The organism is Oceanisphaera sp. IT1-181, assembly GCF_033807535.1.
In the GTDB taxonomy this organism is placed as follows: domain Bacteria; phylum Pseudomonadota; class Gammaproteobacteria; order Enterobacterales; family Aeromonadaceae; genus Oceanimonas.
Map to the genome: position 1 here is coordinate 2,206,975 of NZ_CP136856.1, position 15,537 is coordinate 2,222,511.

Consider the following 15,537-nt stretch of genomic DNA (forward strand, 5'->3'; position numbering starts at 1 on the left):
CACTCTAAGATCCCGACCTCGCGGCGAAATGTACCCAGATACTATCTGGCCATCATTCAGCAATTCAATTTTCTGATGGCTTGAGCTTGACACCGACGACGCAGATCTGAGCTATGCTCAAGTACTGGGCTCTAGGTCACTGATACACCCTTGGACTAAGGACTCAAGAACATCTATCACCATACAATTTGATGATGTACTTACAGGCAGTAATCTGACTATCTATGACATAGGCAGGTTGATAATATAACAATTTTTGACAAGATCAGGGTAGGTGTTGCTCGATGCGAAACCACATGGAATACCTGTTTTTTTCCTTACCGGCCCCTAATTTTCAATGTCGGATGGAGAAGCTCAAGCGGATCGGCTGCGGAGCTATACGCTCACACCTTAAGAATCGACCACCTTGCTTTCCTATAGATAAATATACTATCAACAGGCAGTACTTATGAAGATCAATTCAGAATTAGCTAATGAAATTGCTAGTAGATCTATAGCTATTATTCATCACAATGTGAATGTTATAGATAACAACGGCATTATTGTAGCATCTGGTAATCATAAGCGAGTAGGACAAAAACATGGTGCTGCAATTGAGGCAATCAAAAAAGGTGCTCGGATAACTATTAATGACGATATGGAAGCCGAACGCTATGAAAATACAGAGCCAGGCATTAATCACCCAATAATAATAGAAGGTGATGTAGCTATTGTGATAGGAATAAGTGGTAACCCGGCTATTATAGCCCGTTATTCAGAGTTGGCTATCCTTACTGCCGAACTGTTGTTAAAGCAAGCAAGTGAAATAAACTCTTCGAATTGGAAAAAAAGAGTAAATGATAGTTTAATAAATGAGTTCATTGAGTATGGCGAGCATGAAAGAGGTGTTTCAGCCCTTGATAAAATCAATAAAAACAGCAACTTACTGAACATAGAAACCATACCCATTATAATAAAAACAGACGCTTATACGATTATGATGAGCGAGGTAGTAGATTCTTTATTAAGTAAACTATCATCAATGATTGATAGCGATAGAATTATTTTGTTAAATCATAATGAAATACTCCTGCTCCCCCCTGCCGACTCTTCAATTTCTTCCATTATAGAGAACGCCGAACTGGCCATTGCTAGTCAATTGAGTAGCTTTAAAATAGGGGTAGGTATTAATGCCTGCTCACCCTTAGACATTAGAGAGTCAGTCATATATTCTCGTTCTGTTATAGATGTAGGAGCAAAGTCAAACAGTGAACAAAGAATATACAAATTTAAAGATATGGCTATTCAGTGTCTTTTAAAAGAACTTGAAAGCAGCTACCTATCAAGCTTCTTTAACAAAATAGTAAATAATTTAACTAGACACACCCAAGGACATCAACTCATTGAAACTCTGGAGTTGTTTATCGAAAATAATGCCGAGTTGGGGAAAACAGCTGCTCAACTAGACATCCATAGGAACACTCTTTCCTATCGTTTATCAAACATAAAAAAGCTCACCTTGCTAGACCCTTTAAAATTTTTGGACTTGTTACAATTAACAATCTCTATCCATTGTTACAGAAAGGAACACCCCAGAAAAAAGATCTGGATAGAGAGCATTATCTAAATTTTTAAAAAAACTATACTGTGATTATACGTTCTCCTACTGCAGGTAGCTGTCCGTTGCTGTGCTGATGAGCCGCTGCCTGCTGTAACGTACCGTTAGATAAAACTGATACCTCGCTGAGCTTCTTGTCTGGGTCTTCGTCATCCCCTCATATGAGCCGCGCTATGCCTTGGCTTACAACCGAAGTAGCAAAAATGATCAGACTATCGGTGCTACTGCACAACTTAAAAATGGCCTCATCCCAGATTCAATGCGCTACTCAGCGGGTGTCTAAGATAGTAACCATTACTTCTTCCCTTGGTGCATTAAGGTAACCGTCAAAGTCAGGGCTGCAGTGTTATTAACTTGTTAGATAGACCTCATTACATTTCTGAGTGCTCAACCACCAATTTAATATGACGAGAACATTTTTGTTCTCTTTTTGACCAAGATATTCACTCCAACTACAAGATGATCGTGCTCCCGCAAGGAGGAGTTAGTTTCGTTCCGAGCCCACTTGTTCGTTCACATACCATTAACACTGTATGTTCTCGCCCTGCTAGCTCCCTCTTCACCTGTGACTCGGTCGCCGGCCTCAGTGTTAACGTTATTCATTGTATGTTTGCACAAAGGGTGATGATTGTTTCGTGTTTGTAAACGTGCTCGTGCTCAAATTTTCTCTGAGGGGTTCTGCTAGTCTGGATAGTAACTTGATAAGAAACATGCTGTTTACATTTGGATCATCATCTCACTCGGAGAGTCTGGATGATTAGCTCCCAATCAAGCGTTAACAAAAAGGAATTTTTGATTATGAAAAAAACGATCATTGCCTCAACTCTATTTGCACTTGCCTCTAGTTATTCTTATGCAGACACTCTGAAGCTTGGGCACGTATATGATGTTAATCATCCTTGGCATAAGAGCGCCGAAGAAGCAGCACGCCGGGTTGCTGAAAAAACTGAAGGCAGAGTAGAAATAAAAATATTCCCATCCAGTGCTCTTGGCTCAGAACAAGAACTCCTTGAACAGGTGATTGTAGGTGGCGTAGATATTGTTGAAGTCGGTTCGGGACAACTTGGCAACATATTCAAGCCTATCATTATCACTGAAATGCCTTATATTTTTAGAGACAATGAACATTTGATGCAGTTTTTCGAAAGTGAAACAGCGAATAAAATGTTCGACGATTTTTATCAACAGTTTAACGCTCATATCGTAGGCTCTAGCACTTGGGGAATACGACATGTAATAGGCAACAAACCCGTTACCAATCCAGAAGATTTTAAAAATTTTAAACTACGTGTACCTGAACAGGCCATCACAATGGCATATGCTAAGGCCATGGGCAGTAACCCGACACCAGTCCCATATTCTGAGGCTTACCTCGCCATGAGACAAAATATGGTAGATGGCTTGGAAAACCCACTGGGCTCCATCAGGTCCATGAAGTTCTACGAAGCTGCTAACAATCTGAGCTTGACTGGTCATGTTATTACAGCCGTACACTATGTTGTTAATGATAGTTCACTCCAATCTCTTAGTTCTCAAGACAAAGAAGCTGTGCTTAGTGTATTTAAAGGTATAGGGAGATACACTCAAAATTTGGTTGAAGAAGATGATAAAAACTCTCTCGAGTTTTTCAAAGAGCAAGGCGTCAATATTGTAGAAGTTGATCGGAATGCCTTCAAAGAAAAAACAAAAAAAATGTCGGATGATTACAAGAAAAACTGGTCAGGATATGGTGATCTTTATACCGAGATCTCTAATCTTTAAGAACTAGTCGTTTGTAGTGAGACGATGTACATTCGGAAAGCCTTTTCTACCTTGAAAGGGCTACTTTGTAAATCCGAACGAGCATGAAACTCTCTTAATATATATGAGACTGACATGAAAGAAATCTATAAAAAATTAGAAGCTGCATTGCCTGCAATTATATTCTGCATTATCTTTATAGTAATGATGATTAATATAATAACCAGAGAGTTAACCTCTAATGCTCTTGACTGGCCTATTGAACTCAGTAGATATGCATTAGTATGGCTTACTTTTCTAGGTTCTGTTTATTTATTTAGAACAGATCAACATATAAGGGTGGATGCATTCTGGAATTTTCTTTGCAGGAAGCTTAATCATAAAGTCATCACTATATTAGAAATAATAAAGTTATCAGTGATTATTTTTTTCTCAGGATTCATTTCCTACTATGGTTATATTTTTTCGGAGAGATTAAAGTTTTTTAGCAGCCCATCTCTTAATATTAGTCAATCTTATCTTTACATGATTGTCCCTATATCTGGCGCTTTGATTACATTAATTACACTATTTAAAGCATACAAAAAACTTAAAAAAGGATCTGAGTGATGTTAATACTAATAGGATTGCTCTTTCTGTTCATGTTGCTAGGCATACCAATTGCATTTTCTATCGGCGCAGCTTCTCTTTTTTATGTAATATTAGACCCCTCACTATCAGAAACAACGGCAATACAGAGGATGGTTTCTGGCGTTAACTCATTTACTTTTTTGGCTATTCCATTTTTCATTTTTGCCGGTAATCTGATGAATAGCGGTGGCATTACAAATAGAATATTTGAATTTGCTGCCGTATGCGTAGGTCATATTCGTGGTGGCTTAGCGCATGTCAATGTAGCCTCTAGTGTTATTTTTGCTGGGATGTCTGGAGCTGCTGTCGCAGATGCTGGTGGCCTTGGGGCGGCAACCATAAAAGCTATGCGAGCTAAAGGATATGGTGAACGCGTTTCGATTGGTGTCACGGCGGCCTCCTCTATTATTGGCCCTATCATCCCTCCTAGCATGGCGATCATTGTCTATGCTATAGCCTCATCTCAATCTATTGAACGCCTGTTTGCCGCTGGTATTGTTCCTGGTTTATTAATGGCATTATCATTAATGGTGATGATCTATATATTCAGTGAACGCCTAAAGTGTCCTACAGAAAAAAGGGCAAACCGAAAGGAAATATGGTTAGCTTTTATACGAGCCCTTCCGTCTCTCATGGCTCCAGCAATTATTTTAGGTGGTATTTTCACCGGAATCTTTAGCCCCACTGAGTCAGCAGCCATTGCTTGCAGCTATGCTATTATTCTAAGTATTATTTACAAAGAATTTAGCTATACCTCTTTCAAGGCTTCGGTAATGAGCTCGGTTGTAACATCTGTACAGGTTCTCTTGATTGTGGCATCAGCCAACTTATTTGCTTGGATATTAACTAGTAAAGAGATACCACAAAACATCTCCCAAGTAATACTTTCAACTACAGAAAATTACCTGCTTATTTTATTGGCACTCAATTTATTATTATTACTGGTTGGTTTGTTTTTAGAGACCGTTGCTGCGATTAATCTGCTAGTTCCTATTATTTTGCCAATTATGACTGTTGGCTTCGGCATGGACCCTATTCAACTAGGTATTATTGTGGTACTTAATTTGATTATCGGAACCTTAACTCCACCTTTTGGTACAGTACTTTTTGTACTTAGTAGTGTTTCCAATACACCGGTAGAAAAGGTTACAAGATATACAGCAACATTTTTACCACCATTAATTATTGTTTTGATCTTAGTAAATATATTTCCAGAGCTGAGCCTCTGGCTACCAAATTTCTTCTTTGGAAGTAATTAACGAACCATTCATCACTACTTTAGGAGTGACCATGAAAAATAACGACGATATCGTAATTGTTAGCGGTGTCAGAACTGCAATAGGTACACTAGGTGGCAGTCTCAAGGATGTACACCAGCATGATCTAGGTGCTAACACCATTCGCGAGGCCGTTTTACGCGCAGGTATTGAGCCAGCTATGGTTGATGAAGTGATAGTTGGTAACGTCGGACAGATAGCCGAAAGTGGATTTATTGGCCGCATTTGCCAACTAAGAGCTGGCTTACCCAATGAAACAACCGCCTACTCCGTTAACAGACAATGCGGATCCGGACTGCAAGCAGTGGCTAACGGTATGATGCAAATCCAAACCGGTCAGGCCGACATAGTGGTGGCCTGTGGCACAGAAAACATGACCCAGCTGCCTTATTATGTTCGTAAAGGCCGTTATGGCTATAACATGGGTCACGGTTCCCTCGAAGATGGGCTAATTTCTATTCTTACCTGGCCTGAAGGGCCTTACCACAACGGCGTGACAGCTGAAAATGTTGCTGAACGTTTCAACATCAGCCGTGAAGAAATGGATGATTTTTCTATATCCAGTCAACTTAAAGCAGCAAAAGCAATAGAAAATGGTCTGTTTAAAGATGAAATATTACCAGTAGAAGTTAAAGTCAGCCGTAAGGAAACCAAGCTGTTCGATACCGATGAACATCCCAGAATGGTTGACCGTGAAAAACTCGCCAACCTGCGCCCTGTGTTCAAGGAAGGCGGCAGTGTAACCGCAGCTAACGCCTCTGGCATTAATGACGGCGCTGCTGCTGTAGTACTAATGAAACGATCCAAAGCGTTAGAGCTTGGCCTGACGCCTCGCATGACCATTCGTGGGTGGTCGGTTGCCGGTTGCGAGGCCGCAATCATGGGCTTTGGCCCTGCTCCTGCAACTAAAAAGCTGCTTAAGAAATTCAACTTGGACGCCAATCAAGTTGACCTCTATGAAATTAATGAGGCATTTGCAGCTCAAGCGCTGGCTGTCATGAAAGATCTGCAACTCGATGAACATCGGGTAAACGTGAATGGAGGAGCCATAGCACTTGGCCACCCTGTGGGGGCAACGGGCACCATTCTGACCGTTAAATTGATGTACGAGATGGAACGCAGAAAAGCTGATACTGGTCTCATCACCATGTGCATCGGTGGCGGTCAAGGTATTTCCATGCTCTTTGAACGTGGATAAATTTTAGAATTTTGCTGGCTATAGCTACGATAGCCAGCTTTCTAATCGTGAACAGCCGGAGGTATAGATCCTTTGATCGTCTTGTACAGAATAATAAACTAGGCTGTTTTCCATTGAGTCAGTTTCAATCCAAACAAGAAAGCCCTGACGATTAAGTCAGGGCTTTCTTGTTTGGATTGGCGGAGTGGACGGGACTCGAACCCGCGACCCCCGGCGTGACAGGCCGTGCCAGTCAAATTTGCTTAATTGATAGTAACTGATCTTAAACGTAAGCAATTGATTACAAAGTTTAAAATAAAATACTTTCGAACTAGCGATTAGGAACAATTAAGGTGAATCACGTGGTCACAGAAACTGAACTTATAAGAGTTAAGTAATTGATCTTTTTTTGCGTACTAAGCACATTAGAGTAGTTCATTTTGCTCTGGAGATACTGTGCCGGCCATCGTTTTAGCGAGTTCATCCATTCACTTGGAGCTGCACCCTGCTGCTCGTGCAGCTTACGAATGGTGTACGCATTACCCTAGGTGGATCAATTGGTCTAACCTACCTCATCCCATGGCCACAGAGCTCAGCCAAGAACCACTACGTGGCATCATGCTAGACAGCCCGGCTGCACCAAACGGCCCAAAGTCGACTCGAACTTTCCAACTTTTTGCCCCTCTTTGGACCATACAACTCTGGTCTACGGCGCAGCCTCCTGATGGCACCATACTCATCGATTACCGTGCAATAAAAATGACAGATGAGCAGATCGAACATGCCGCCTGGCTATCAGCATTAAGCTCCCTACTCGGCTCTGTTAATCCTCTACAAATCTCGGAAATCCGTGACTCGCTTGCTGCACATATGCCGATTCATACGCACAGAGAAATTCTGCAAACCAAAACACTCAATGATCCTATGCTGTGTCGTTGGACAGGTCTGTCTCGCGGTACTCTCCTGCATCAAAGAAGGCAAAAAAAGAGCCGCGAGCAAATAGAGAAAGCTAGCTTGCCAAGTTCTATTGATGATGTTCTTGATGCTCTTAAAAAACCTTGGAGTCCCGATGATTGAACGTGAAAAACGCTCCAAACGCCGAAGGGAAATAACTAACGTTATAGCGCCTGAGATGTTGAGTAACTGGCAGCGTAAAATCGTCCTTTCGCGTTTGGCACAACTCTGCGCTCCCATGCTAAAGGGCTATCAAGATGATCTGCTTTTATTGACCGACTCGCTAGAGCAACGTCTGAATGCTACCGCTCAAAATTCGGCACAAACCGCACAAGATATTCAGATTTCGTACAGACAGATCCGAAAAAACAAAATGCTTACTGATGCACCATATGCAGCTGCATTATGCGCGCCATGGCTTCGAATTGATGACCATGAAAAATACGCTGAGTGGCTAGGGCTCATCGTCTTATGCTGCTGTCAATTACACATCATTGGACAGCACGACTCCGCGATTGACTCAGCACTACGTGAGATCCGGTTGATCGCGAACGACATCAATCATGCCCCGATTCTTCATAAGCTCCCCCGCGTCACTCATATCAACTCACTAGAAAAGCTCGGCGAACAATTGGAGGTGCTTAAGCTGCACTATCCAGAACCAAACTTAGAGTACGCAGGTATAGGCTATCTTTCGGTCGTGATCCGCAGTGCGTTCTCTCGTTCGCGTGGGATTGTACGCCGACGCAAAAAACGGGCTCCAACGTTTTCTGAGCCAGAAGTCATCACTGTCATACCGCTAGAACCCGTCGATGACTCAGGACTAGAAGTTGAACGGTTACAAATTCGCCCTGAAATGGAGGATAGCCGAACGGTTGATGAAACAGCGATGTTAGAAACGAGTGTCACTTTCCGCGTTTATGGTATGCACCAGCGAAACAAGAACCTGGCCATAATGGCACAGCAAAGCCAACGCTTTACCGAGCAATTATCTAACCGCAATCAATCTTTACTTTGTTCTTTTGAGCAGCTTACCGACTGGGATATTCATCATCTCATTCAACATTGTATTGCGAACTTGAAGCAACAAGCTAGTGTTGCATGCTGGGTGCTGCTAACACTTATAACTGGGCGGGACCCCAGTTGGTTGCATACAAAAGCGAGACAGCACCAATTATTAGATATTGTAAATAGCTCCCCTTATATTCGTATATATCATCATGTACCAGCAAGCAACCAAGCTGATATATTGAAAGGTATATTGCCCAATATAGCGGAAAAATTCGACCGCCCTCTGCCTCAAGATTTATATCAATGGGTAAAAGAATTTAATGTTAACCTACCTGCACCAACCCTATTAGAAATACGCACTTGGTTATCACCAGTAAATAAAAAACACACAACCCGTCTAACGTTAGGCCGTATTACTCGTTACCTAGAACATTGGTGTCTGAATAATGGTTCGGACAGAGCTATTGTTGCATTAATGCGTGGAGAGTCTCATCAATCTCGCCCGGCTTTGGCATACAGCCACGTTAGTCAGGATGCAATCCTTCATGATTATTATCGATATGTTACTGCCATTTTTGCCATGGCTAACATAAACCCACAGCTGCCATCTTACCAACCAGAAGCATCACATCTGGGTAGCCGGCTACATCTACCATCATCAATACTGCACCATATATTTACCGTGTTGGCACAGCCTCTTAAACACAGAAGTAATATTTGGGACTTTCACAATCATTATGTGTGTTACGTGTGGGCATTATTAACCTTCTCTACTGGTCATAGAGACGTAACTGCCCCCATGGGTAAATTGACTGATTACAACCCGCATCAGCGCACATGGTGGATTAGTGATAAAGAACGCCGAAATGTTCCTTCAGCTAGAACACTGGTGATCCCCCCTACAGCGGCAAAACAGGTAGACGACTATTTGCAGCACCTGCACCAACTTAAGAAACACTGTCATTTTCGGGCTCCGAACATCGCCGAACGCTGCCAACAAGCATTGGATGGCAGCGGTAACCTGCTCTTTTACATTACCGATAAACAATATACAAAAGTCTCGTCTGATTTAACCCCCGCTCTATTGGCAAAATTATTAGCACAACAGCTGCCATGGGCGCGCAACTGGGCTCGCCATCACCTGCGCAGTGAGTTAGCTAAAAAAAATGTATACCCTGAAGTCATAGACGGCTGGATGGGTCACGAGGAGATCGGTGAAGAAGCATTCGGACGGCACAGTTTTTTGAGCATGTATGAGTATCGCGAATTGGCAGATACCATAGAATCGATCCTAAACACCCATAAAATTGAGGCATTGCCTGGATGGCCAACCCACTGATCTTGCCCGATGACCGACCGTTATTAGTCGCCATGTTGGGCTGGGAGCACCGTAAAGCTAAACGTCAACAGCAAGACGAGCTAGTCCTGCGTGCCGCCGTCGAAATCGTTCGACGACACCTTCCGCAGATACTACACCCCAGCCCTGATGCTAGCGGCTTTGAACAAGCATGGCCAAAAATAGAGCAATCATTACAGTTGGAGCTAAAAAGTGTGGGGGCTTACCGCCACGCTTACAGTTTTTTGTGCCGCCAACTAGAGTTGGGTAACCGGCAGGAAATTTGGTCGGTACCGGTGCCACCTCCCTATATCATGCTGCGCCGACGCCGACCAACTCGCACCCTAAGTTGGCAGCAAAACTCGCACTTAGTCGCCGAGGCCGAGCACCAATGGTTCGAAAGTTTGCACGGTGAGACTCTAGAACCTGATGCGCTATTTGCTAGATTGTTATTAACTACGGTGCTTTATGGAGGACTTAATCGCCCAACACTGTGGCCGGCTCTGGCTAAGGCCATAAACCAGCCAAAACCGTTAAGGGGCGATAGCGAGTGCTGCTGGCTAGTACTGGAACCCGCACCTGGTCGAACACTGGCAAGTAATTTATATAGAGAAGAACAAGAGACGAACAAACGGCAGCCCCACTGTGAGGTCGTCTATATTCCCGACCCCATCAGCCTTGGGGTTTTGCGCCAGTTCTTAAAGCACAAACCTCACAACTGGGAGCCTCCAGCCTCCACAGATAAATGCTTGGCCTTACTCAACGGCGAGCTAAAAACCCATTTGTCCAAAACTCAGATCGCCCACGGTGGCATTACAGTCGCGGAACATCAGCAAGGCATTGAGCTACCTCAAGCGTTAGTGGAGTATGCTATCGGTAAGCAACCCAGCACCAGCTTGCCCTCCTGCTACTGGCAGCGGCTTCTACAGCCCTCATTGTTTACCTGTCATGCTCATCATTTTTCACAACTGAGACTTTATCCTAATTTAGCCAGCCGTCGCGTATCGCAGCCTGCTGGTCACCATTCTCAGTCCTACTTGTTGACTCGGTTAAGAGAGGCCTTTCGCCAAGATCCTGCCCGCCCTAAAAGCAAACGTAGCATCATCACTGAATTGCAGACTATTAGCAGCGAAGAACTTTTACTGCCTGAAGCTACCTTCGTCAATTGGCTACTTAATCATCTAACAGAACGCAAAAACTCCGAATCCACCGCGCAACGGTATCTCTCTAGTATTGGGTCTGACTGGTTGCTGGCCACGGACCAGCAGGATCTATTTAGCTACAGTAGTGAAGATTTTCATGATCTGTATTTATCAATGCTCAACCGGCCAGGCAGTCAAAAGAATCGAGAATATCGAGCAGGTCGCCTGGAAGATCTACACCTGTTCGGCGTGCAACAATTTGGCTTTCCGCCTATACCTGAGCCTCTACACCAGAGCACTAACAGTATCGTCTATGTCAGTGCCGCCATTGTGGATGAACCCCTGTTTTCCGCTCTGTTAGGGCAGTTTCAGTACTTTCAGGATCTCGGTGAAAGTCAGCAGAGAATGTTTATATGCTTTCTGATCATGGCTTACCGCACTGGGCTTCGACCGAGTGAGCTGTCCAAACTACGTTTATTAGATATTGAGCCGTCTGCCACTGCTTGGCTATTCGTGCGAAAAAACAAACACGGAAATAATAAAACCGAAGCCGCCTTGCGTAAAGTCCCCTTGTTTCCATTGTTAACCACCGAAGAAAAACAACTGCTTGCAGAGTACTTAGGTGAACGTAGGATCCGCAGCAATAACAATTCCACCGAATTATTGTTCTATCAAGGGGAAAACCCTCATGAGCCATTGGACACCTCTTCATTATCATTGGCGGTAGGCGCCCTATTGAAAGAGCTAAGTGGTGGACTTTATTTTCGTCTCTATCACCTGCGCCATAGCGCTCTCTCCCGCATGCAGCTATTACTACACGATGATTACGTGACCATGCCAGAGCCAGTCAACGCGCTGTTGCCCTATGATGCAGCGCAACGCAAAACGATTCGTACCCTGATTACTGGCCAAGGCCGTCTGCGAGATCGGTATTCGGCGTTGGCAGCATTTGCTGGCCATAGCAGCCCGGATATAACACTCAGTACCTATCTACATTTTACTGATTTGCTATTAGGGTTACATTTGCAACATAACAAGCGTCCATTAAACGGAGATCAAGCACAGGCTCTGTTAGGGTTTAGGCCGCACCGGATTCGTCAATATTTTAAAGAAGAACTCCCTCTTAATGCGATAAATACTACAGTCTACTTACACAAGCGAGTGACCCCTTATATACAACCAATATCGCGCCCTAAGAGTAGTAAAAGAACGAGCAGTCAAAGCACGCCACTGTTATCAGTCAGAAAAAGTCAATACGAGCCGATGTTGGCGGTATTGAAAAAAATTGAAACGGGGTATGACTATCGAGAAACGGCCTGGTTCTACAGGCTTGAGCCAGAACAAATACAGCGATGGCACCAAAGTGCGTTGGCTCTGCGGGCGCTCACCACAGATAAAAGCTTGCCTCGGCTGTTTCCTCGTAGTCGTCGCCATCAGCTACTCCCGCCAGACCCGGTTGGAGTGGCAGAAATGCGCGATGTGGCATTAGGTATAAAACGGTGCCGTGAACTGTATGTATCAAATGAGCTAAGTTGGATCATTAGATATACGCTGACTCACTGCAATAGCTCACGTTCTGGTATTGAGTTCAATGACTCAGCTACCTTTCAGCAATTTATGGTAATTGCCAGTCAGATATTTGACTGGTCACGTTGGCAACTCTCCCTTAGCTATACCGATAAAAAAATCATTAAACAGTGGCAATGTGGCTCTTTGCAGATAAAACTCCAGCCCATGAAGCAGAATGCTCGATTCCATCAAGGATCTGGCTGGCTTAACCTACGACACCGAGAAGAAACACAACGACGAGAAGCTGACAAGCTCAGTTATTCCTCTCATAGCTTACGTATTATGCTGCACAGACTGGCCATCATATTGTTTACTGCCGATGAGATTGCGACTTGGCAAGTATCTACCGAGTCTATAGACGCTGAGCTTAAAACAGATCTCAAGGAAGAAAGTAGCCAATAAAAAAGCGGGTTTTCCATGGGAAAGCCCGCTTATAGTCAACCTTTTCACCCTACCCTAACCGCTTATACAGCTGGTCATCTTGGGGAGACTTAGCGTACCAGTAATATTCTGGCACCTTTACAAACGCGCGCTTCCAGTTAGATACGTCGGCTGAAATCCGGTCGCACATACGCACGATATTCGCGACTTGATACGGCTCGGTGTAATGACCGACCTTAATGGACAAGCAAGCACTGAGTGCTTCAAACAATCGAGGTGAACGCGTATTAAGTCGCTCTAACGGTTCGGCCAACAGCATAAAATTATAAGACTCGTGCTGCACGCAAACACCGGTCGACTGATTGTAATACAAGCGTATTTTCCCAATATCATGTAATAGCCCACCAATAAAGGCGACCCACGCAGAGCGATTACCTAACTGATATTGAGTACTTAGCATGGCAGCGGTCATCGCCACCTCATGACTGTGCGCCAGCAAGCCCCCTACTTGATCGTGATGGTGACGGTGGCTGCCTTTACTTTGGCAAAATGGCGCCATAATACTGTCGTTCATCAGTACCTCTAACAAAAATGCACGCAGCGTTTCATCCTCGATATACGCCAACATGCTCCATACGTCTTGTAACAGCGCTTGCTGATCCAGAGGCAGCCACGTGAGTTGCCGCTCTAATTGCTGCTTATTGATGATCGCAGGTAACGGTAACAGCGATCCCAGACGCCACATATCATTTAGCCCATGCAACTCAGCCAACACCCATTGCCCATCCGGACACACCATTTGCATATGTGCCGGTACTATCGACAGCGTTACCTCACGCTCGGCTGAACGAAACTGCCATACCGCTGAAAAATCATCATTAAACAGCTCTTCTGCCCACAACAGTTCAGGGCGAGTTTGCGCCACAAGTAATGGATTCATGCTTCTTCCTCCACAGTAAACTCTGCATTAAGTAACGATTCAAAGGCGGCCCCATCTCGCCCGACTAGATTAGGGACGTAACGTGAATACACACGAAATAACATTGAGGTATTGGCATGCCCCAGCTGACGCGCAATCCATTCAGGATTTTCACCAGCCGCCAGCCATAAAGTGGCGGCAGTATGTCGGGTTTGATAGGGATTGCGCTTGGCCAACTGCAGATGATCCAACAGCGGATACCATACGCGGCGCGTCACATTGCGATGGTTTAGTGGTTCTCCATTACGAGCACAAAAGACAAACACACTTTTCTCACCCGTCCTACCCCACTGTTCAAACAAAGCGTCATACACCCGTTGCGACATCGGGATGGTGCGATAAGACCCCGTGGTTTTCGTCGGTCCTAACTTACCGCGCACCAATGACTGGTGGATATGGATAAGCCGAGCACCAAAATCGATATGCTGCCAAGTCAGACCATCAATCTCACCAGTGCGCATGCCAGTAAAAAAGCGCACCGTGTAATAAGGTCTAAAATCTGGCCGCACTTTAGCGAGCAACAAAGACACTTCTTCTAGCGAGAACGGCTGAATGTCAGCACGAGGCATCGGCAAGGCTTTAATATTACGCCAAGGCGATTCATACCCAAGGCGCTCTGCTGCCTCATTCAAAATAAGCCGCAAATACGTCATAACATGGTTGATACGTGATGCAGATAACGTCTTGCCGGTCACCGCATTGGCCGCACAAAGACACAGACGAAATGCCAAGATATCGCTTTTAGTAATGGCACCAATAGGGACAGCACCAAACGCAGGCTCAAGGTGGCAGCGCAAAATGCCCTCCACGGTTTCATACTGACTCTCGCGCCACTCCACCCGTTTCTCTTCTAACCACTGTTGGCCAAAAGCCGAAAAGCGCATTTTGCCTCCAGTCGCCTGCTGCGCTTCTAAAACCGCAATGTGACGAAAGTCTTCAACGCGAGGGCTGTCAGGAAAGTGATGTGCGTAATCAAATGTACCTAGCTTGATTTGCTGCTCCATTTGCGCCAGCAGCTTTTCGAGCTTCTTACGGTTGGCGGGCGTATCTAAGACCTTGGTTTGCTCTCGGCAACGCTTGCCCTTAAAACGAAAATCCAGATACAAACGCCCATCGCGAGTATTAACCGTTCCCATAGTGTGCCCCCTACATCATGCCGATGGCATTGTGAACCGACAGACCTTGCAGCATGGTTTCTTCCACCCGCTCCCAAATAAACAAAATCTTCCGACCACCAAACGGACGGATATAGTGCACCCCTTCAAACAGCACAGAGTCTTTCAGACACTGACGGATGGTGCGTACGTCGTACTTGATACGAGAAGACAGCTCTTCAGTTGTTAGATAGGTATGTGCCATAATCAAACCCTCTCTTTTGCTCTTCAATGAACATTAATGACCTACTGAAGAGAATTTAGCACACTTAAGAACCATTGCAAGTCATTTATCACTGCTGTGGGTATTTTTTAACTATGGAGGTGAAATGATCAAGTGCCACCTGTCTCGAATCTTGGGCGAGAGAAAGCAGAAAATAGCTGAGGTATCCAGAGAAACGGGCATCAACAGAAACACCTTACACCGCCTCTATAACGAAACGGCCACTAGAGTAGAGCTGGATGTGATTGATGTGTTATGCCGGTATTTGGATATTCAGGTAGGGGAACTATTTGAAATTACAGAGGGGAATGCGGAAGAGAAATCAGATTGATTGCACCAAAAAGCCCCGTACCTTTGGTACGGGGCT

The 15,537-nt window shown here is 44.6% G+C and carries 12 protein-coding genes; 9 read left to right on the plus strand and 3 right to left on the minus strand.

Annotated features, from left to right (window positions below; genetic code table 11):
- The first annotated feature begins 448 nt into the window (after window positions 1-448).
- The 8 genes from R0134_RS09865 to R0134_RS09900 all read left to right on the plus strand — a co-directional run bounded on the left by R0134_RS09865 (window position 449) and on the right by R0134_RS09900 (window position 12,835).
- Window positions 449-1,606, plus strand: coding sequence for a CdaR family transcriptional regulator (locus R0134_RS09865; RefSeq protein ID WP_319781749.1), 1,158 nt, complete (start codon window positions 449-451; stop codon window positions 1,604-1,606).
- Window positions 1,607-2,395: 789 nt separating this feature from the next.
- Window positions 2,396-3,358 carry a DctP family TRAP transporter solute-binding subunit gene (locus R0134_RS09870; RefSeq protein WP_319781750.1) on the plus strand — a complete coding sequence of 321 codons (963 nt, stop codon included), beginning with the start codon at window positions 2,396-2,398 and terminating at the stop codon, window positions 3,356-3,358.
- Between the two features lie 114 nt (window positions 3,359-3,472).
- Entirely contained in the window at window positions 3,473-3,946 is a 474-nt protein-coding gene (locus tag R0134_RS09875) for a TRAP transporter small permease (protein ID WP_319781751.1), read from the plus strand.
- A complete protein-coding gene (locus R0134_RS09880; protein ID WP_319781752.1) occupies window positions 3,946-5,226 on the plus strand; it encodes a TRAP transporter large permease in 1,281 nt (426 codons plus the stop codon). Before R0134_RS09875 ends, R0134_RS09880 begins: the two co-directional genes overlap by 1 nt.
- Window positions 5,227-5,257: 31 nt before the next feature.
- Window positions 5,258-6,442: a thiolase family protein gene (locus R0134_RS09885; RefSeq protein ID WP_319781753.1), complete on the plus strand. Its 1,185-nt coding sequence runs from the start codon at window positions 5,258-5,260 to the stop codon at window positions 6,440-6,442.
- Between the two features lie 435 nt (window positions 6,443-6,877).
- Window positions 6,878-7,498 (plus strand): hypothetical protein, encoded by a 621-nt coding sequence (locus tag R0134_RS09890; protein WP_319781754.1) that lies wholly within the window; start codon window positions 6,878-6,880, stop codon window positions 7,496-7,498.
- Window positions 7,491-9,725: a hypothetical protein gene (locus R0134_RS09895; protein ID WP_319781755.1), complete on the plus strand. Its 2,235-nt coding sequence runs from the start codon at window positions 7,491-7,493 to the stop codon at window positions 9,723-9,725. The genes R0134_RS09890 and R0134_RS09895 overlap by 8 nt, the downstream gene beginning before the upstream one ends.
- Window positions 9,710-12,835: a tyrosine-type recombinase/integrase gene (locus tag R0134_RS09900; RefSeq protein ID WP_319781756.1), complete on the plus strand. Its 3,126-nt coding sequence runs from the start codon at window positions 9,710-9,712 to the stop codon at window positions 12,833-12,835. Before R0134_RS09895 ends, R0134_RS09900 begins: the two co-directional genes overlap by 16 nt.
- Window positions 12,836-12,884: 49 nt before the next feature.
- Here R0134_RS09900 and R0134_RS09905 read toward each other — a convergent pair whose 3' ends face one another.
- The 3 genes from R0134_RS09905 to R0134_RS09915 are packed head-to-tail and all read right to left on the minus strand — an operon-like array spanning window position 12,885 to window position 15,152.
- The gene (locus tag R0134_RS09905) at window positions 12,885-13,754 is read right to left on the minus strand and encodes an HDOD domain-containing protein (RefSeq protein ID WP_319781757.1); all 870 of its coding nucleotides are present in this window, start codon (window positions 13,752-13,754) and stop codon (window positions 12,885-12,887) included.
- A complete protein-coding gene (locus R0134_RS09910) occupies window positions 13,751-14,929 on the minus strand; it encodes a site-specific integrase (RefSeq protein ID WP_319781759.1) in 1,179 nt (392 codons plus the stop codon). The genes R0134_RS09905 and R0134_RS09910 overlap by 4 nt, the downstream gene beginning before the upstream one ends.
- Window positions 14,930-14,939: 10 nt before the next feature.
- On the minus strand, window positions 14,940-15,152 hold the full coding sequence (locus R0134_RS09915; protein ID WP_319781760.1) for a hypothetical protein: 213 nt from the start codon (window positions 15,150-15,152) through the stop codon (window positions 14,940-14,942).
- A 124-nt stretch (window positions 15,153-15,276) separates the two neighbouring features.
- Here R0134_RS09915 and R0134_RS09920 point away from each other — a divergent pair, with 124 nt between their 5' ends.
- Complete coding sequence (locus tag R0134_RS09920; RefSeq protein ID WP_319781761.1) at window positions 15,277-15,501, plus strand: helix-turn-helix transcriptional regulator; 225 nt, start codon at window positions 15,277-15,279, stop codon at window positions 15,499-15,501.
- Window positions 15,502-15,537 lie beyond the last annotated feature (36 nt).

Coding starts and splice junctions, on each gene's coding strand:
- R0134_RS09865 (WP_319781749.1), top strand. CDS start 449: ATGAAGATCAATTCAGAATTAGCTAATGAAATTGCTAGTAGATCTATA.
- R0134_RS09870 (WP_319781750.1), top strand. CDS start 2,396: ATGAAAAAAACGATCATTGCCTCAACTCTATTTGCACTTGCCTCTAGT.
- R0134_RS09875 (WP_319781751.1), top strand. CDS start 3,473: ATGAAAGAAATCTATAAAAAATTAGAAGCTGCATTGCCTGCAATTATA.
- R0134_RS09880 (WP_319781752.1), top strand. CDS start 3,946: ATGTTAATACTAATAGGATTGCTCTTTCTGTTCATGTTGCTAGGCATA.
- R0134_RS09885 (WP_319781753.1), top strand. CDS start 5,258: ATGAAAAATAACGACGATATCGTAATTGTTAGCGGTGTCAGAACTGCA.
- R0134_RS09895 (WP_319781755.1), top strand. CDS start 7,491: ATGATTGAACGTGAAAAACGCTCCAAACGCCGAAGGGAAATAACTAAC.
- R0134_RS09900 (WP_319781756.1), top strand. CDS start 9,710: ATGGCCAACCCACTGATCTTGCCCGATGACCGACCGTTATTAGTCGCC.
- R0134_RS09905 (WP_319781757.1), bottom strand. CDS start 13,754: ATGAATCCATTACTTGTGGCGCAAACTCGCCCTGAACTGTTGTGGGCA.
- R0134_RS09910 (WP_319781759.1), bottom strand. CDS start 14,929: ATGGGAACGGTTAATACTCGCGATGGGCGTTTGTATCTGGATTTTCGT.
- R0134_RS09915 (WP_319781760.1), bottom strand. CDS start 15,152: ATGGCACATACCTATCTAACAACTGAAGAGCTGTCTTCTCGTATCAAG.
- R0134_RS09920 (WP_319781761.1), top strand. CDS start 15,277: ATGATCAAGTGCCACCTGTCTCGAATCTTGGGCGAGAGAAAGCAGAAA.